Source organism: Dactylosporangium darangshiense (assembly GCF_039537565.1).
In the GTDB taxonomy this organism is placed as follows: domain Bacteria; phylum Actinomycetota; class Actinomycetes; order Mycobacteriales; family Micromonosporaceae; genus Dactylosporangium; species Dactylosporangium darangshiense.
On sequence record NZ_BAABAT010000013.1, the window covers coordinates 25326 to 41519 of the forward strand.

Below are 16194 nucleotides of genomic sequence, written 5' to 3' on the forward strand. Positions count from 1 at the left end.
GGCGCGCCGCCCTTCGTCCCCCGCCCGCTGCCGGTGCTCGACGAGATCCCGTCGTGGGCGGGCGAGGTGGCCGACGAGCACCCGTACCCGCTGGTCTTCGCCACCGTGAGCGGCGCCCATCTGTACGGCTTCGCCTCCGTCGACTCCGACCTGGACCTGCGCGCCTGCCACATCCTGCCGCTGCACGAGGTCGTCGGCCTGGAGACGGGCCCGGAGACGGTCCAGTCCGGCGGTGTCCGCGAGGGCATGGAACTCGACGTCGTCAGCCAGGAGCTGGCCAAGTTCGTCCGCCTGCTGCTCCGGCCGAACGGCTACGTCCTGGAGCAGCTGCTCTCCCCGCTGGTCGTGCGCACCTCCTCCCTGCACGAGGAGCTCAAGTCCCTGGCACCCGGCTGCCTCACCCCGGAGCACGCCCGCCACTATCTGGGCTTCGCCGCCGGCCAGTGGCAGCTCTACCAGCGCACCGGCGAGCTGAAGCCGGCGCTGTACACGTTGCGCGTGCTGCACACCGGCATCCACCTGATGCGCACCGGCGAGGTCCAGGCCGACCTGCGCGTGCTCAACACCCTCCCCTACGTCCCCGACCTCATCGAGGCCAAGAAGTCCGGCGAACACGACCTCCTGACCCCGTCGCTGGTCTCCCCATCCCGGCTGTCCGCGGACGTCGAACGCCTGACTGCCGAGCTGGAGTCCGCCCGCGATGCCTCGAGCCTCCCCGCCACCCCCTCCGCCACCGACGCCCTCAACGCCCTGCTGATCCGCACCCGGCTGGCTCGCTGAGCCCATGTCCGAACCACGGCGAGACTCCGGCCAGGCGATCGTGCTGATCACCGGCATCCAGGCATCCGGCAAGTCGACGGTCGCCCAGGCCCTCGCCGAACGCCTGCCACGCTCCGTCCACGTCCGCGGCGACCTGTTCCGCCGCCAGGTCGTCAACGGCCGCGCCGACATGACCCCGCCGCCGTCGGACGAGGCCCTCGCCCAGCTGCGCCTGCGCCACCGCCTGACCGCGCAGACGGCCGACGCCTACTTCGAGGCCGGCTTCACCGTCGTCGCCCAGGACGTCATCCTCGGCGAGCAGCTGCCCGAAACCGTGTCCCTGATCCGCAACCGCCCCCTCCTGCTCGTGGTGCTGGCCCCTTCCCCCGAGGCGGTGACCGCCCGCGAGGCGTCCCGCCCGAAGACCGCCTACAGCGACTGGACCGTGGAGTCCCTGGACGCCGAACTCCGGGTGCGCACCCCACGCATCGGCCTGTGGCTGGACACTTCGGACCAGTCGGCCGCCGAAACCGTCGACGAGATCCTCTTTCGAGCCTGGACGGAGGCCTCACTGTGACCGATTCACCGCCTTCACCGCCGCCGATGCCGCGGACGGACGCCATCCGGACGTTCCACGCCGGCCTCGACGGCCCGTCGTGGCGCATCGCGGGCTGGGGCAGCGCCACCCTGCAGCGCATCCGCTTCGACGCCCTCGTCCGCGCGGCCGGCTACCGCGGCGGCTCGGTCCTCGACTGGGGCTGCGGCCCCGCCGACCTCTACTTCTACCTGCGCTCCATGGACCTCCCCCTGACCTACGCCGGCGTCGACCTGGACCCCCGCATGGTCGAACTGGCATCCGCCCGCGGCGCCCCGGACGTCGCCGCGCTCCCACCGGGCCACGCCCCCGAGGGCAGCTACGACTACGTCTTCGCGAGCGGCATCTTCCAGTTCAAGGATCCGGACGAACCCCTCTACTACCTCCAGATTTTAGAACAGGCGTACGACATTTCCCGGCGCGCCGTGGCCGTCAACTTCCTCAGCGCGCTGCGCCCCGAGGAGGCCAGGGCGCCGGACGAGCTGTACGCGGACCCGGCCGTCCTGGTCCGCTTCGCCGCCGCACTCACCGACCGCTGGGTCATCGACCACGGCTACCACCCGCAGGCCGGCGACTTCACGCTCGCCCTGCTCAAGTAGCCGCGCCGCGCTCCCACCGCTCCAGCGAGCGTCTCCTGCGGCTGCCCGGCCAGCAGGGGGTGGCGGAATCAGGGGCGGCAGCGGGCCGAGTTGGGGTCGAGCATCAGCGACGACGAGTCGACGGCCTCGAAGTCGGAGCCCTTCAGCGACTTGAGCGCGTCGAGCTGGCCGTTGTTCCAGCGGTCGTCCTGCGTGCCGGAGAAGTACCACGGCGAGCCGTTGTCGGCCAGGATCGCGCCGTAGGTCTTGAGGGCCTGTGCGATCGCGCGGGCCTGTGGCGGGTACTTCGAGATGTCCACCGACGCCTTCAGGCGGAAGCGGGCGCCCATCGGCGGCAGGGAGGCGTCGGTGGCGTCGGAGGCGGCGTGGCGGGCCGGCCAGATGTAGGACTTGCGGGTCTTCGGGGCGGTGAAGCGGATGGCGTGGTCGACCTTGCCCGCGGCGGCCTCGTCGGCACGGGGCAGGCCGGGCAGGATCGGCAGGCCGGCGGCGTCGGCGGAGGTCCAGCCGGCCTTGCGCAGGGCGTTGCCGCGCAGGTCGTACACGGCGCCGGAGCCGGCCTTCCACGAGCCGTCGGCGTTCGGGTGCGCGTCGAAGAGCTCGTAGGCCTTGCATGCCGCGGTGTCCTGCAGGATCACGTGCCGGTCGCCGTCGGCGTTGGCGCCGCCCTCGATGCGGGCGTTCTTCGGGATCGGGTACGGGCCGGGGTCGCTCTCGCCGGCGTAGCTGAACGTGACCTTGACCTTGGCCTGGCCGGCGGGGACGGCGGTGACCGGGATGCCGAACGGGGCGCCGTCGATGAGGCCGGAGCCGAAGTCGGGGTGGGCGTGCGCGGCGGCGCCGATGCTCGCGACCCAGGCGGCGGAGTCGCGGTTGACCGGCAGCTTGGAGACGTCGGCGTGCCAGACGTTGTCGGCGGGGAAAATCGCGCAGGGGGCATTGGCGGTGGGCGAGGCGGAGCCGGACGGGGCCGCGCCCAGGCCGCCCTGGCCCGCCGAGAGGGCCGACGAGTCCGCCGAAGGCGCAGTGGCCGGGGGCTTGGACGCCGAATGCGAGCATCCTTGGAGTACCAAAACGGCTAAAACGGCAATCGTCCGCCTCATGCCGCCGGACGCTACCGGGCGGGCCCGCTGCGCCTGCACCGGGTCACCCGGGCAAGGCTGTTAACATTCCGGGCGTGGCAGACCGGCAGGGTCTCGGGCCGGTGCTCACCGTCCCGAACCTCATCAGCTTCATGCGCCTGCTCGGCGTGCCATTGTTCCTGTACCTCTTCCTCGCCACCGACGCCACCGGCTGGGCGATCGGCGTGCTCATCGTCGGGGGCCTCAGCGACTGGGTGGACGGCTTCGCGGCGCGGCGCCTCAAGCAGGTCAGCCGCCTCGGTGAGCTGCTCGACCCGCTCGCCGACCGGTTGTACATCCTGGCGACGCTCATCGCGCTGACGTTCAAGGACGTCGTGCCGTGGTGGTTCACGATCGCGCTGCTGGCCCGCGAGGCCGTCATGATCCTGTGCCTGGTGGTGCTGCGCATCCTCGGCCACGGGCCGCCGCCGGTGCACTACGTCGGCAAGACCGCCACCGCGATCCTGCTCATGGGCTTCCCGATGATGCTGCTCGCGCACTTCAGCGAGGCGGCGCGCCCGTGGGCGCAGCCCAGCGGCTGGGCGCTGCTGTGGTGGGGCATCGTGCTGTACTGGGTCGCCGCCGTCTTCTACTTCATCCAGGCGGCCGTGCACGTGCGCGCTGGACGTGCCGCGGCCGCCGGCGCGTCGTGAGTTCGCCGCGCCGCGACGACCTGCTGGGCGAGCTGTTCCGCAACCCGCTCGACCCCGGGTACGCCGCGGCCGCCGCCCGCCGCGGCGACGCGCCCCCGCCGAAGTCCGGGCGCTGGCTGACGGCCGCGGCGATGCTCGCCGTCGGGTTCCTGCTCGCCGTGGCGTACCACCAGGCGGTCGCGGCGGCGCCGGGCACCACGAAGGCGCGGGCCGACCTCGTCGCCGACGTGCGGGCCCGCCAGCGCACCGCCGACGACCTGCAGCGGCGCGCCGCCGACCTGCGCACGCAGGTCGACCAGGCCCGCGACGACGCGGTCGGCGACGCCGACAGCGCGGCCCGGCTCAAGGCCCTCGCGGCCGGCACCGGCACGGGCAAGGTCACCGGCGACGGCGCCGCGGTCCGGGTCGTCGACGCGCCGCCGCAGGTCGACCCGGTGACCGGCCGGGCCGCCGCGGAGAACCTCGGCCTGGTCACGGACCGCGACCTGCAGGACATTGCCAACGGGCTGTGGCAGGCCGGCGCCGAGGCGGTCGCCGTCAACGGGCAGCGGCTCACCGCGACGAGCACGATCCGGGCCGCGGGCGGCGTCATCCTCGTCGACTTCCGGCCGGTGACCAGCCCCTACGAGGTCACCGCCATCGGGCCGCCCGGCCTCGCCGACACGTTCGGCTCCTCCGGGACGGCCAAGCGGTTCAAGCGGTACATCGAGGAGTACCGGATGCAGTTCAGCGTGAAGAAGCGCACCAACCTCGCCCTGGCCGCCGCCGCCGAGCCGCCGCTGCGGTACGCCAGGACGCCCTCGCCGACTCCCTCTGGAGGTCCCACGCGATGATCGCCGTGATCGCCCTGGCCATCGGGGTTGCGGCCGGCATCTTCATCGAGCCGTCCGTGCCGCTCGGGCTGCAGCCGTACCTGCCGATCGCGGTCGTCGCGGCCCTCGACGCCGTCTTCGGCGGGGTCCGGGCCAAGCTCGACGGGATCTTCGACGACAAGCAGTTCGTCGTGTCGTTCGTGTCCAACGTGCTCGTCGCCGGCCTGATCGTGTACCTGGGCGACAAGCTCGGCGTCGGCGGGCAGCTGTCCACCGGCGTGGTCGTCGTCCTCGGCGTGCGGATCTTCGGCAACGTGGCGGCGATCCGCCGGCACCTGTTCCGGGCGTAGGGCTTCTGAGGGAATTCGTTGTGAAGAAGCCCGCCAACCTCGTCATCGCGCTGCTCGTGGCGCTGCTCGGCTTCGCCGTGGCGGTGCAGTTCAAGGCCGGCGGGTCCGACGCCGAGCTGTCCTCGGCCCGGCCCGAGGACCTCGTGCGGATCCTCTCCGACCTCGACGCGCAGCAGGACCGCCTCCGCGGCGAGATCGGCGACCTCGAGGCCACCCAGCGGGAGCTGGACTCGAACACGCAGGGCCGCGACGCGGCGCTCGCCGACGCCCGCAAGCGGGCCGACGAGCTCGGCATCCTGGCCGGGACGCTGCCGGCCGAAGGGCCTGGGCTGCAGATCGACCTCATGCAGGGTACCGAGGCGATAAAGTCCGAAACGGTGCTCGACGCCGTCGAGGAGCTGCGCGGCGCCGGGGCCGAGGCGATGCAGATCGCGGGGGCGGGCGGCCCGGCGACACGCATCGTCGCCTCGACGTACTTCGTCGATGCCCCGGAAGGGGGCCGGCTCGTGGTCGACGGGACGACGCTCGCCGCACCGTATACGATCACCGTCATCGGGGGACCGGACACCATGCGGACGGCGCTGAACATCCCGGGAGGGGTCGTGGACAGTGTCCGTCAGCACGGCGGTACCGTTTCGGTGCGCGAAGCGGACCCTGTGCACGTGACCGCGTTGCACAATGCCGGTGCATTGCAGTACGCCAAGCCAGCCTGACAGACAAGGACTCACGTGATTCCCGAGGATCTGCGGTACACCGCCGAACACGAGTGGCTCGCCCCCGCCGGCGAGGGCACCTTCAAGGTCGGCATCACGCACTTCGCGCAGGACTCCCTGGGCGACATCGTCTTCGTGCAGCTGCCCGAGGCCGGTGCCACGTTCGAGGCGGGTGCGGCACTCGGGGAGGTCGAGTCGACCAAGAGCGTGTCGGAGATCTACTCGCCGGTCAGCGGCGAGGTCGTCGCGGTCAACCCGGCCCTCGAGAGCACGCCCGAGCTCATCAACTCCGACCCGTACGGCGAGGGCTGGCTCGTCGAGGTCAAGCCCGCCGACCCGGCCGCCGTCGACGCACTACTGGACGCCAAGGCTTACGGCGAACTGACCGTCAGCTGACCACCTTTCTGTTTCCTGGCATTTCACCAGTCGCCATTCCGCGCGTCCGGTTGACCCGTTATTTCGGGCGTGACTACGCTCGCTCAGTCAACCGTATGCGCCACCGGTAGACACCGACATACGACCGTGAGGTGGTTCGATGACGCGCCCAGACGACGAGTTTCCCCCGCTCGACGTCACGTCCACGCTGAACCTTGGCGCCATTGAGGATGCCATCGAGGGGCCGGACAACGACATGGTCCCCACGCGGGTGTCGGGTTCCCTGCCGCCGGGAACGGCGCTGCTCGCGGTCCGCCGCGGCCCCAACGCCGGCGCACGCTTCCTGCTCGACCACGACGTGACCACGAGCGGCCGGCACCCCGACAGCGACATCTTCCTCGACGACGTGACGGTCTCGCGCCGCCACGCCGAGTTCCACCGCGAGGGCGGCACCTTCACGGTCCGCGACGTCGGCAGCCTCAACGGCACCTACGTCAACCGTGAGCGTGTCGAGGCCGCCACGCTGAGCAACGGCGACGAGGTTCAGATCGGCAAGTTCCGCCTCGTGTTCGTGGCAGGACCGCGCCCCGACGAAAGCTGAGGCGATGACGGCGTCCGCGGCCGCCTGGAACTCTTCGACCCCGGGTGAGGACCTCACCCGGGGTGAACGTCTCATGAGCATCGGCGAGGTGCTCGCGCACCTGCGCGGCGACTTCCCCGACGTCACCATCTCCAAGCTGCGCTTCCTGGAGACCGAGGGCCTGGTCGAGCCGCGGCGCACCCCCGCCGGGTACCGCAAGTACACGTGGACCGACGTCGCGCGGCTGCGCTACGTGCTGACCGCGCAGCGCGACCAGTACCTGCCCCTGCGCGTGATCCGCGAGCACCTGGCCACCATGCGGGAGCCGCTGACCGAGGTTTCCGATGTGGTACCGCAGGAAGCCCCCGCCGAGGTCCGCCTCACCCGCGACGAACTGCTGAACAAGACCGGCCTCAGCGACGCGTTCCTGCAGTCGCTCGAAGACCACGGCCTGCTCAAGCCCCGCCACGGCGCCGGCTACGACGCCGATGCGCTCGAGGTCGCCTCCGCCGCGGCCCGCCTGGCCGAGTTCGGCCTCGAGCCGCGGCACCTGCGCGCGTACCGGGCCGCCGCCGACCGCGAGATCGGCCTGTTCAGCCAGCTCGTGACCCCGCTCACCCGCCAGAACGGCCCGGCCGGCCGCGCCCGCGCCGCCGACACCGTCCACGAGCTCGCCGCTCTCACCCAGCGCGTGCACGCCGCCCTGGTCCGGGCCGGACTTCGGGAAATCCTGGGTAAATAACGCCTGTTGTTTGCGGGCGATCTTCGCCACTAGGCACACAACAGCCGCGTCGCGAGTGGCACGACTGCCATGGAGTCCGTGTAACGTGCAGGGAGAGGGAAGTCGACACGGAGGCGGCGGCAGTGCGAGAGCTGAATGTGGTCGGAGTTCGCGTGGAGCTGCCTACCAATCAGCCCATCGTGTTGCTCAAGGAGGTCGACGGCGACCGCTACCTGCCGATCTGGATCGGCGCGGTAGAGGCCACCGCGATCGCCTACGAGCAGCAGGGGGTCAAGCCGGCCCGACCACTCACCCACGACCTGATGCGCGACATGCTGGCGGCCTTGAAGGCCCCGCTGCACGCGGTCGAGATCGTCGAGATGCGCGACAACATCTTCTACGCCGAGCTCGTCATCGGCGACAACGTCCGCGTCTCGGCCCGCCCGAGCGACTCGATCGCCCTGGCACTTCGCGTCGGCGCCCCGATCCGCTGCGCCGACCAGGTCCTGACCGAGGCGGCCATCGTCATCCCGGACGAGCAGGAGGACGAGGTCGAAAAGTTCCGCGAGTTCCTGGAGCAGGTCCGCCCGGAGGACTTCGCCGGCTGAGCGCCGCTCCTTGCTGGCTGCCCCGCTTCGCCAGCGGGGCCCGCACCAAGCGCCTCACACGCCACACACCCGGCGCTCGCTGACCCGCGCACCCCGCGGCCCAGGACGGCGGGCTGGCAGCTCCCGCGGCTCCGAGCCCCCGTAGCCTGCGACGAAAGGTCGGCCACTCCCCGGCTCTGGCGGCCGTCTCACCTCGACAACACGCCGCCGGAGGCCGCTTACGCGTGAATTGCGGGCTTATGCCCATTCGAGCCAACAACCACACCGGCCCTCACCCAGTCAGGGCAGCATCAAGCGCGCGAAACGATTGGCGTGACGCCACGGCCCGGCGGCGGTTTTGTCCCCGCGGTAGCCGACTCTGGCCGACTGCGCACCCGCGGGGTGCAGCCCACCTACGGGCTGCGTTCCGGGTGCCTAGCAGCGTTTTCTCTCCACGATCATGCCTATTTGCCCCTGCCGGGGGCCGGTTTTTCATGATCGCGGAGAGATAACGTACCCCCTTGTACGTTTTGTTTCCACGTTGATAAAAAACCGGCCACGAGCAAGCCGAAAAACGCATGATCGCGGAAAGAAAATGCCGCCCACCCGAGTGCAGCCAGACCAGTCCAGCGCTTCGGACGGCCGAGGACACATCGCCGGGCCATGAAGCGGCGCCATCCACGGACCGAACAAGGCCCCGAGCGGGCGAGGTCCCCCGAAGGCGGACCAGCACGGGCGCGGCGAACAGCGCGACGGCCCGGGCGAGGGCGGTGGAGCACGGCCTGCGCACACGAACGCGAAAGCGGCGCTGGAGGCCGGACGCGGCGGACAACGCGAGGAGCAACGGCGCGGAGGCGGCGCGCCGGAGGGCGGGCGCGGCGGGCAACCCGACAAGGCCACAGAGCGGCGGCGCCGGGGCGGCGCACGGGAAGCCGGACGGCGCGGGCAGCGCGAGGAGCGAGGGCCACGGAGGCGCGAAAGCGGCGCGCGGGAGGGCGGGCGCGGCGGCCAACGCAAGGGGCCACGGGGCGGGCGCGAAGGCTGCAGGCGGAGAGCGAGCGGGTGGGGCGGGGCGGGAGGTCGAGTGGGTGAGGGAAGGTGGGGGGCGGGCGGGGTGAGGGGCGTGCGGGGGATCACCCCGGGGGTGGGCGTGGGTTCACCCTGGGCAGATGTGGCGCGGTGGCTGTTGGGGAGCGGTGTGGCGGGTAGCGTCGGGGGTGCGTTGTCCGGAGTCGTCGGTGGGTGGGGGCCGGCGGGCAGTGCGCCCAACGTGGGTGCGTGCGTGGAATCGTGCGTCGGCACGCGGCGTGTCGCGGCGTTACCTCCCCGCAGACCCTCAAGGTGCGCTATAGGGTTGCGGGTGTTGACGCTGGAGGTGGGTCGCAATGCAACAGCCGCCCGATCCCGGGACACCCGGTCATGCCGTTGAGCAGGGCCAGGTGACGGGGGCGAACGTGGGTTCGTTCCCGGCCTCCGACAGCCCGAGCGTGGGCGGTGCCTACGACACGGGGGTTGACGACGGCGGGTGGTACTCCGCCGGGCACGCGACCGACTCGAGCCACGTAGGCGGGAACATGAACGGCACGGGGCACGCGGGCGGATCCGACCCGAGCGGGAGCCATCTCAACGAGGGCGCGGCCGGGGTGAACCACACCGCCGTGGCGAACCGGGCGGGCGGGGACGTGCCGGGCGCGGGCCACGCCGACTCCGCGGGCGGCCACGGCGCTGCCGGGGGCAGCGGCGGTGGCGGTGGCGGGGTGCTGGCCAGTGCGATCGCGGGGGCCGAGGACGTGGGCTACCGCGGGCCGACCGCCTGTCACGCCGCCGGGATCAGCTACCGGCAGCTCGACTACTGGGCGCGCACCGGGCTCGTCGTGCCCTCCGTGCGCGACGCTGCCGGGTCGGGGAGCCAGCGGCTCTACTCGTTCCGCGACATCGTGGTGCTCAAGGTCGTCAAGCGGCTGCTCGACGCCGGGGTCTCGCTGCAGAACATCCGCAAGGCGATCGACACGCTGCGCTCGCGCGGGGTCGGGGACCTTGCCGGGATCACGCTCATCTCCGACGGGACCACCGTCTACGAGTGCCGGTCGCCCGAGGAGGTCGTCGACCTGCTGCAGGGCGGGCAGGGCGTCTTCGGCATCGCGATCTCGGGCGCGTTCAAGGAGATCGAGGGCACGCTGTCGCACCTGCCGGCCGAGGCGGCGGCAACGGGCGAGGAGCTGCCCGCGTCCCAGACCCAAAATGACTTCGCTGCCGGTGCGGATGACGCGTTCAACACCGGCGACGAGCTCGCCATGCGCCGGGCCCGCCGCCGCGCCGGCTGAGCCGCTCGAGCACCGGTCTTCTGTCATGGCCCGACCCTAGAACAGGGGTACGACAAAAACGGGGCGATGGCACGAAAGGTGGGGTACGCGGCGTTGTGACATGCCCGCCTCGCCCGCAGGATCGGAGGCATGCCGGGCCAGCGCGTGCTGATCGCGATCTTCGACGGGGTGCAGAGCCTCGACGTCACCGGGCCCCTCGAGGTCTTTGCGGGGGCGAACCGGGCTGACCTGCGGTACCACATCCGGATCGGCAGCATCGACGGGCTGGCCGTCCGCACGTCCAGCGGGCTGCGCCTCACGCCCGACGAGGACCTTGAACAGGCGGCCCCGCCCGACCTGCTCATCGTGCCGGGCGGCGCCGGGACCAGGACGAACGACCCGCGGCTCGTGGAGTGGCTGCGCCGCACCGGGCCGGGCGTGGCGCGGATCATGTCCGTCTGCACCGGTGCGTTCCTGCTCGCCGAGGCCGGGCTCCTCGACGGGCGGCGGGCGACCACGCACTGGGACCACTGCTCGTCGCTCGCGCGGCGGTTCCCGGCAGTGACCGTCGACCCGGAGCCGATCTTCGTGCGCGACGGGGCGGTGTCGACGTCGGCGGGCGTCACGGCGGGCATCGACCTCGCGCTCGCGCTCGTCGAGGACGACCTCGGCCGCGACGTCGCGCTCACCATCGCCCGGCACCTCGTGATGTTCCTGCGCCGGCCGGGCGGGCAGCGGCAGTTCAGCGTGCAGCTCGCCGCGCAGGTCGCCGCCCGCGATCCGTTGCGGGAGGTGCAGCGCTACGCCGCCGAGCACCCCGCCGCCGACCTGTCCGTGCCCGCCCTCGCGCGGCGGGCGAACCTATCGCCGCGGCAGTTCAGCCGGGCGTTCGCGGCCGAGGTCGGCACCCCGCCCGGGCGCTACGTCGACGGGGTGCGGCTCGAGGCGGCGCGGCGGCTGCTGGAGGAAGGCGGCTCGGGCGTGGAGGAGATCGCCCGGGCCTGTGGATACGGGACGCCGGAGGCAATGCGCCGCGCGTTCGTCCGGGAGCTGGGCGTCGGCCCGGCCGACTATCGGGAGCGTTTCTAAATGCAGACAGCCATGGTGTTGTACCCCGGGATGACCGCCCTCGACATCGTCGGGCCCTACGAGGTGCTCTCGCGCCTGCCGGGCGCGTCGGTCGTCTTCACCGCCGCGAAGCCGGGGCCGGTGACGACCGACACCGGGTCGCTGACGTTGACGGCGACGGCCGGGTTCAGCGCGGTACCGTCGCCGGACATCGTCGTCGTGCCGGGCGGTCCCGACGTCGCCGCGCAGGTCGGCGACGCACCGCTGCACGAGTGGCTGCAAGCCGTGGACGCCGGCGCGACCTGGATGACGTCGGTGTGCACCGGATCGCTCATCCTCGCCGCCGCCGGGCTGCTGCGCGGGCGGCCGGCCACGTCGCACTGGCTGGTGACCGAGCGGCTGCGCTCGTACGGCGCGCGGCCGGTGTCCGAACGGGTGGTCCTCGACGGGAAGTACGCGACGGCGGCCGGGGTGTCCGCCGGCATCGACCTGGCGCTCACCCTCGCCGGCCGCATCGCCGGGGCGCGGGTCGCGCAGACGATCCAGCTCGCCATCGAGTACGACCCGCGGCCGCCCTTCGCCGCCGGCTCCCCCGCCACCGCCCCGCCGGAGGTGGTCGGGTTCCTGCGGGCGAACCCCAGTCTGGTCGTGTCGTCGTAAGCTTCGTGTTCGTGACGTTCCACGGCTGGCCCGCGGAGGCCCTCGAGTTCTACGACGGCCTCGAGGCGGACAACTCCAAGACGTACTGGACGGCGCACAAGGCGACGTACGACGAGCAGGTGCGCGCTCCGATGACGGAGCTGCTCGCCGAGCTGGAGCCGGAGTTCGGCCCGGCGAAGATCTTCCGGCCGTATCGCGACGTGCGCTTCAGCGCCGACAAGTCCCCCTACAAGACGTCCTGCGCGGCGTCGTTCGAGCGGGGCGGGTACATCCAGCTCACGGCGCACGGCCTGGCCGCGGGCGCGGGGGCGTACATGATGGACTCGCCCCGGCTCGCCCGCTTCCGCCAGGCCGTCGCCGACGACTCCTCCGGCCTGCTCCTGGCGCGCATCGTCGCAGACCTGGAGTCGCGGGGCTGGTCGGTGACGTCGCACGAGCAGCTGAAGTCGGTGCCGCGGGGCTTCGACAAGGAGCACCCGCGGGCCGACCTGCTGCGGCACAAGGGCCTGATCGCGTGGCACCAGTTCCCGCTGAAGCCCTGGCTCGGCACCGCGAAGGCCCGCACGCACGTGGAGCAGTTCCTGCGCGGCTGCGGCCCGCTGCAGGAGTGGCTGGACACGCACGCAGCCCAGCCCTAGCCGGGTGGCCCCGAGGCCGCCGTGAGCGGCCCCGGGTCCCGAACGGGTCAGCGGCGCTCCACCGCCGCCATCAGCACGTCGAACGGCGCTGCGGCCGCGCGCGCGGCGGCGTCGCGGTCGGCGGCCTCGCGCTCCGCGGCGTCGTCGATGGCCCACAGGGAGCCCTCGGCGGCGATCGCGGCCCGCGCCGCGTCGGCGCCGGCCTGCCAGGCGGCCTCGTCGGCGGCGGCCCGCACGAGGCTGGCGGGGCGCTCGCCGACCGGGACGCGCGGCGGGTCGGCCAGCAGGTTGCCCTGCGGGACGAAGACGACGGGGCGGCCGCTGTCCAGGGAGGCCGCCTGCCGGCCGGCCTCGAAGTCGGGGGCCTCGTCGACCGCGGCGCCGTACACGGTGGCGGTGCGGGCGGCGATCGCGTGCCAGGAGTGGCGTTCGCGGGCCATCTGGCGGGCCCGGGACGCCAGCGTCTGGGCGAACATCGGGTCCTGCAGGAGGGCGCCGACCGCGTCGGACAAGCCGTCGGGGTCGCCGGCCGGGAAGCGGATGCCGGTGACGCCGTGTTCGACGATCGATGCCAGGCCGCCGGTGGAGGCGACGACCAGCGCGGCGCCGGAAGCGGCCGCCTCCAGAGCGACCGTGCCGGTGGGCTCGTAGCGGCTCGGCATGACGAACGCGTCCGCGGCGGCCAGGACGGCGGCGAGGGTGGGCTGGTCGAGGGTGCCAGGGAAGGAGACGGCGCGGTGCAGCTTGAGGCGCCGGGCCTCCTCGATCAGGGCGCCGCGGTAGTCGCCGTCGCCGACGACGACGGCCCGGGTGCCGGGGTGGCGCTCGCGGATCGCGGGCATCGCGGCCAGCAGGTCCTGGACGCCCTTCTCGGCGATGAGGCGGCCGGCGTACACCAGCAGCGGGCCCTCGCCGGCGAAGCGCAGGCGCGCCGAGAGCACCGCGCGTGGCTCGGCGGTCCAGATGTCGGGGTCGATGCCGTTGGGCACGACGTCGACGCGCTCGGCGGGGACGTCGAAGAGGTGCTGGACCTCCCAGCGCAGGTACTCGGTCGGGACGATCACGCGGCAGGCCTCGCTGCCGAGCCACCACTCGACGGAGTGGACCGAGCGGCTGGTCTCGCCCGACAGGACGCCCTGGTGGCGGCCGGCCTCGGTGGCTTGCAGGGTCGCCACGAACGGGACGCCGAAGTGCTCCTTCAGGGTGACGGCCGCGTGGGTGACGAGCCAGTCGTGTGCGTGGATGACCTCGTAGCCGACCGGCGGGGATGTGCGGATCGCGGCCTCGGCGAGCAGGTGGTTCACGGCCATGGTGTGGCCGAGGTCGGTGTCGTCGAACGGGGGCAGCGCGGAGGCGCGGACCACTCGTACGCCGCCGAACGTCTCGTTCGCGGGCGCCCCGGCGCGGTGCCGGGTGACGACCGTGACCTCGTGGCCGGCCGCGACCAGGGCTGCGGACAGGGCTGCGATGCGGCCCCGGCGGGCGGCTATCTCTTCACTCGACGGAAATTCCCAGGCGATCATCAATACGCGCATAGCGGATACCTCTCGTCGCCGACTGTCACCGTAGCGCGTTCCGCCGCGTCCGCGGCCGGGGTTCGCGGGCCAATTTCTTTTTTTCCAATCCCTGCAAGTTGCAGTTTTGCCTGATAACCGCCCGTGCGTGCAGCACCGCGGCGACGGAGCGGGCCGAGAACGGCGCGCCCGTCGCGCGGTGCGGTGCGTCACCCTCCGCGATCTCACTCACCGACCCGAGACCGCACTCGCCCAAATGTGCCGCAACGGTGTGCAGCAGCGCGTCCACCGACCGGCCGGCGGCGCACAGCACATCGGCATACGGGCCGATCCACCACGGCCACACCGTCCCCTGGTGGTACGCGGTGTCCCGGGGGAACACGCCGCCCCGGTGAACCCCCGCGTACCCGTATTCGCCCGGCGCAAGCGTGCGCAGGCCCAGCGGGGTGAGCAGGCCGGCCCCGACGGCCCGCAGGACGGAGTCGCGAAGGTGCGTCTCGTCGGCGGCGGGCGCGTACGGCAGGCTGAAGGCGAGCAGCTGGTTGGGGCGCAGCACGGAGTCGTCGTGCACGCCGCTGCCGCCCTTCGGGTAGGGGGCGGGGCCGGCGTCGACGATGTCGTAGAGCCAGCCGTCGGGGGCGCGGAACCGCTTGACGAACTGGGCGCGCACGGCGTCGCGGCGGGCGTGCACGACGGAGGCGTCGCGGCCGCAGCGTTCGCGCAGCGCGGCGACGGCGCCGAGGGCGTTGGCCCACAGGGCGTTGAGCTCGACGGGCTTGCCGTCGCGGGGCGTGACGGGTCCGCGGGGGAAGACCGCGTTCATCCAGGTGAGGCCGGCGTGCTGGGCGTCGAGGGCGAGCAGGCCGTCGAGCGGGTCGACGCTGACGCCGTCGCGGGTGCCCTTGGTGTACGCGGCGACGACGCCCTCGACGGCGGGCAGCAGCTCGAGGGCGAGGTCGGCGTCGCCGGTGCGGGCGACGTGCCGTTCGACGGCGTGCACGTACCACAGCGGCCCGTCGGCGTCGCGCAGCGTCTCCTCGCGCATCCGCACGCCGAGCGCCGCGTGGGAGCGCAGCAGCGCCGCGCCCTCGGCGGTGCGGCCGGTGTGCAGGAAGAGGCCCTCGTAGGCGGTCATGGTGTCGCGCAGGTAGCTGCCGAACCAGGGGTAGCCGGCGATGACGTCGGGCGCGTCGCCGCCGGTGACGATGAACTGGTCGGCGGCGAGGACGAGCAGGCGGTCGGCGGTGTCGCGGGCGCCGGCCTGGCGCACGAGCCTGCGGGCGCGGCGGCGGGCCTCGTCCACGACGGTCGGGCCGGGCGGCAGCGGGGTTTCGAGGTCGCCGGAGCAGGCGGTGACGGTAAGGTCGCCGCCGACGCGCAGGGTGCCCTCGAAGGTGCCGGCGGCCCACAGGTCCTCGATCGGGTTGAGGCCGCGGGCGGCCTCCTCGCGGTGGTACGCGTCGAGGTACCACTCCCCGAGCGGTTTCCAGCCGGGCCCGTCGAGCCGGTATGCGCCGGCGACCGTGGTGCCGTCCAGCACCATGTCCGGGCCGTCGCAGAAGCGTTCGGAGTCGGCGCCGCGCCACGTGCACAGGGCGGTGAGCGTCAGGCGGGCCTGCGCGCCCGGCGGGGCGGCGACGAGGCGGTGCACGACGGCGACGGCGTTGCGCCCGCGCGTCATCGCGATCTCGCGCTCGAGGACGTATTCGCCGACGCGCCAGCGCCACCGCGGTACCGAATCGATGATCTCGAAGGATTCCAGATGGCGGTGGCCGGCGGGGTCGATCGCGCCGGAACCCCACTCGTGGGTGGCGAGGCGGACGGGCGGGGCGCCGGGTACGACGAGGACCGGGTCGAGTGCGGCGAGGGCGACGCGCCGGGCCGGAGTGACGAGCAGCGCGTGGTAGCGGCGCGTCCGCAGGCCAGCGATCGTGCCGGTCGCGTATCCCCCGATGCCGTCGGTGAGCAGCCATTCGGCCTCGAACGACGCCGGCGTCGTGCAGGCATGCGGGCCGAAGGTCATCGCCGATCCCGGGGGCATGTGCCCAACTATGATCCGTTCCCCCTTGGTTGAAACGTGCGCCACGGCGGAATTCGCCTGAGGTTCATCCCGAAACCGGTGTCGGAAATCCGACCACCCAGCGGG

General features: G+C 72.7%; 18 protein-coding genes. 15 read left to right on the forward strand and 3 right to left on the reverse strand.

Features of this window, described 5'->3' with window-relative positions:
- Positions 1–33 precede the first annotated feature (33 nt).
- The 3 genes from ABD901_RS24005 to ABD901_RS24015 are packed head-to-tail and all read left to right on the forward strand — an operon-like array spanning position 34 to position 1953.
- Positions 34–780, forward strand: a complete 747-nt coding sequence (locus ABD901_RS24005) for a nucleotidyltransferase domain-containing protein (RefSeq protein ID WP_345129628.1) — start codon at positions 34–36, stop codon at positions 778–780.
- A gap of 4 nt (positions 781–784) precedes the next feature.
- On the forward strand, positions 785–1336 hold the full coding sequence (locus ABD901_RS24010) for an AAA family ATPase (RefSeq protein ID WP_345129383.1): 552 nt from the start codon (positions 785–787) through the stop codon (positions 1334–1336).
- On the forward strand, positions 1333–1953 hold the full coding sequence (locus ABD901_RS24015) for a methyltransferase domain-containing protein (protein WP_345129384.1): 621 nt from the start codon (positions 1333–1335) through the stop codon (positions 1951–1953). The genes ABD901_RS24010 and ABD901_RS24015 overlap by 4 nt, the downstream gene beginning before the upstream one ends.
- Before the next feature lie 68 nt (positions 1954–2021).
- Here the strand turns inward: ABD901_RS24015 and ABD901_RS24020 are convergent, their stop codons facing one another.
- Complete coding sequence (locus ABD901_RS24020; protein ID WP_345129385.1) at positions 2022–3056, reverse strand: hypothetical protein; 1035 nt, start codon at positions 3054–3056, stop codon at positions 2022–2024.
- A 74-nt stretch (positions 3057–3130) separates the two neighbouring features.
- Here ABD901_RS24020 and clsA point away from each other — a divergent pair, with 74 nt between their 5' ends.
- The 12 genes from clsA to ABD901_RS24080 all read left to right on the forward strand — a co-directional run bounded on the left by clsA (position 3131) and on the right by ABD901_RS24080 (position 12534).
- Positions 3131–3727 (forward strand): cardiolipin synthase ClsA, encoded by a 597-nt coding sequence (gene clsA, locus ABD901_RS24025; protein WP_345129386.1) that lies wholly within the window; start codon positions 3131–3133, stop codon positions 3725–3727.
- On the forward strand, positions 3724–4560 hold the full coding sequence (locus tag ABD901_RS24030) for a DUF881 domain-containing protein (RefSeq protein ID WP_345129387.1): 837 nt from the start codon (positions 3724–3726) through the stop codon (positions 4558–4560). The genes clsA and ABD901_RS24030 overlap by 4 nt, the downstream gene beginning before the upstream one ends.
- Positions 4557–4889 (forward strand): small basic family protein, encoded by a 333-nt coding sequence (locus ABD901_RS24035; protein ID WP_345129388.1) that lies wholly within the window; start codon positions 4557–4559, stop codon positions 4887–4889. Before ABD901_RS24030 ends, ABD901_RS24035 begins: the two co-directional genes overlap by 4 nt.
- Positions 4890–4909: 20 nt before the next feature.
- Positions 4910–5602: a DUF881 domain-containing protein gene (locus ABD901_RS24040; RefSeq protein ID WP_345129389.1), complete on the forward strand. Its 693-nt coding sequence runs from the start codon at positions 4910–4912 to the stop codon at positions 5600–5602.
- 15 nt (positions 5603–5617) lie between these two features.
- Positions 5618–5998, forward strand: a complete 381-nt coding sequence (gcvH, locus tag ABD901_RS24045; protein ID WP_345129390.1) for a glycine cleavage system protein GcvH — start codon at positions 5618–5620, stop codon at positions 5996–5998.
- A 139-nt stretch (positions 5999–6137) separates the two neighbouring features.
- The gene (gene odhI / locus ABD901_RS24050; protein ID WP_345129391.1) at positions 6138–6578 is read left to right on the forward strand and encodes an oxoglutarate dehydrogenase inhibitor Odhl; all 441 of its coding nucleotides are present in this window, start codon (positions 6138–6140) and stop codon (positions 6576–6578) included.
- 73 nt (positions 6579–6651) lie between these two features.
- Positions 6652–7299: a transcriptional regulator FtsR gene (gene ftsR / locus ABD901_RS24055; protein ID WP_345129630.1), complete on the forward strand. Its 648-nt coding sequence runs from the start codon at positions 6652–6654 to the stop codon at positions 7297–7299.
- Between the two features lie 122 nt (positions 7300–7421).
- Positions 7422–7886: a bifunctional nuclease family protein gene (locus tag ABD901_RS24060; RefSeq protein ID WP_223093836.1), complete on the forward strand. Its 465-nt coding sequence runs from the start codon at positions 7422–7424 to the stop codon at positions 7884–7886.
- A 1736-nt stretch (positions 7887–9622) separates the two neighbouring features.
- Positions 9623–10189, forward strand: a complete 567-nt coding sequence (locus ABD901_RS24065; RefSeq protein WP_345129632.1) for a MerR family transcriptional regulator — start codon at positions 9623–9625, stop codon at positions 10187–10189.
- Positions 10190–10318: 129 nt separating this feature from the next.
- Complete coding sequence (locus ABD901_RS24070) at positions 10319–11257, forward strand: GlxA family transcriptional regulator (RefSeq protein ID WP_345129392.1); 939 nt, start codon at positions 10319–10321, stop codon at positions 11255–11257.
- Positions 11258–11896 carry a DJ-1/PfpI family protein gene (locus tag ABD901_RS24075; protein WP_345129393.1) on the forward strand — a complete coding sequence of 213 codons (639 nt, stop codon included), beginning with the start codon at positions 11258–11260 and terminating at the stop codon, positions 11894–11896. It abuts the gene before it with no gap.
- Positions 11897–11907: 11 nt separating this feature from the next.
- Positions 11908–12534, forward strand: coding sequence for a DUF2461 domain-containing protein (locus ABD901_RS24080; protein WP_345129394.1), 627 nt, complete (start codon positions 11908–11910; stop codon positions 12532–12534).
- Between the two features lie 47 nt (positions 12535–12581).
- On the opposite strand, the gene ABD901_RS24085 is transcribed toward ABD901_RS24080, so the two are convergent.
- Entirely contained in the window at positions 12582–14069 is a 1488-nt protein-coding gene (locus tag ABD901_RS24085; protein ID WP_345129395.1) for a glycosyltransferase family 4 protein, read from the reverse strand.
- Between the two features lie 25 nt (positions 14070–14094).
- Positions 14095–16089 carry an amylo-alpha-1,6-glucosidase gene (locus ABD901_RS24090; protein ID WP_345129396.1) on the reverse strand — a complete coding sequence of 665 codons (1995 nt, stop codon included), beginning with the start codon at positions 16087–16089 and terminating at the stop codon, positions 14095–14097.
- Positions 16090–16194: the final 105 nt, after the last annotated feature.

Excerpts from the sequence above, each read along its gene's own strand:
- ABD901_RS24010 (WP_345129383.1), top strand. The coding sequence starts at position 785 with ATGTCCGAACCACGGCGAGACTCCGGCCAGGCGATCGTGCTGATCACC.
- ABD901_RS24020 (WP_345129385.1), bottom strand. The coding sequence starts at position 3,056 with ATGAGGCGGACGATTGCCGTTTTAGCCGTTTTGGTACTCCAAGGATGC.
- ABD901_RS24035 (WP_345129388.1), top strand. The coding sequence starts at position 4,557 with ATGATCGCCGTGATCGCCCTGGCCATCGGGGTTGCGGCCGGCATCTTC.
- odhI (WP_345129391.1), top strand. The coding sequence starts at position 6,138 with ATGACGCGCCCAGACGACGAGTTTCCCCCGCTCGACGTCACGTCCACG.
- ftsR (WP_345129630.1), top strand. The coding sequence starts at position 6,652 with ATGAGCATCGGCGAGGTGCTCGCGCACCTGCGCGGCGACTTCCCCGAC.
- ABD901_RS24070 (WP_345129392.1), top strand. The coding sequence starts at position 10,319 with ATGCCGGGCCAGCGCGTGCTGATCGCGATCTTCGACGGGGTGCAGAGC.
- ABD901_RS24075 (WP_345129393.1), top strand. The coding sequence starts at position 11,258 with ATGCAGACAGCCATGGTGTTGTACCCCGGGATGACCGCCCTCGACATC.
- ABD901_RS24085 (WP_345129395.1), bottom strand. The coding sequence starts at position 14,069 with ATGCGCGTATTGATGATCGCCTGGGAATTTCCGTCGAGTGAAGAGATA.
- ABD901_RS24090 (WP_345129396.1), bottom strand. The coding sequence starts at position 16,089 with ATGCCCCCGGGATCGGCGATGACCTTCGGCCCGCATGCCTGCACGACG.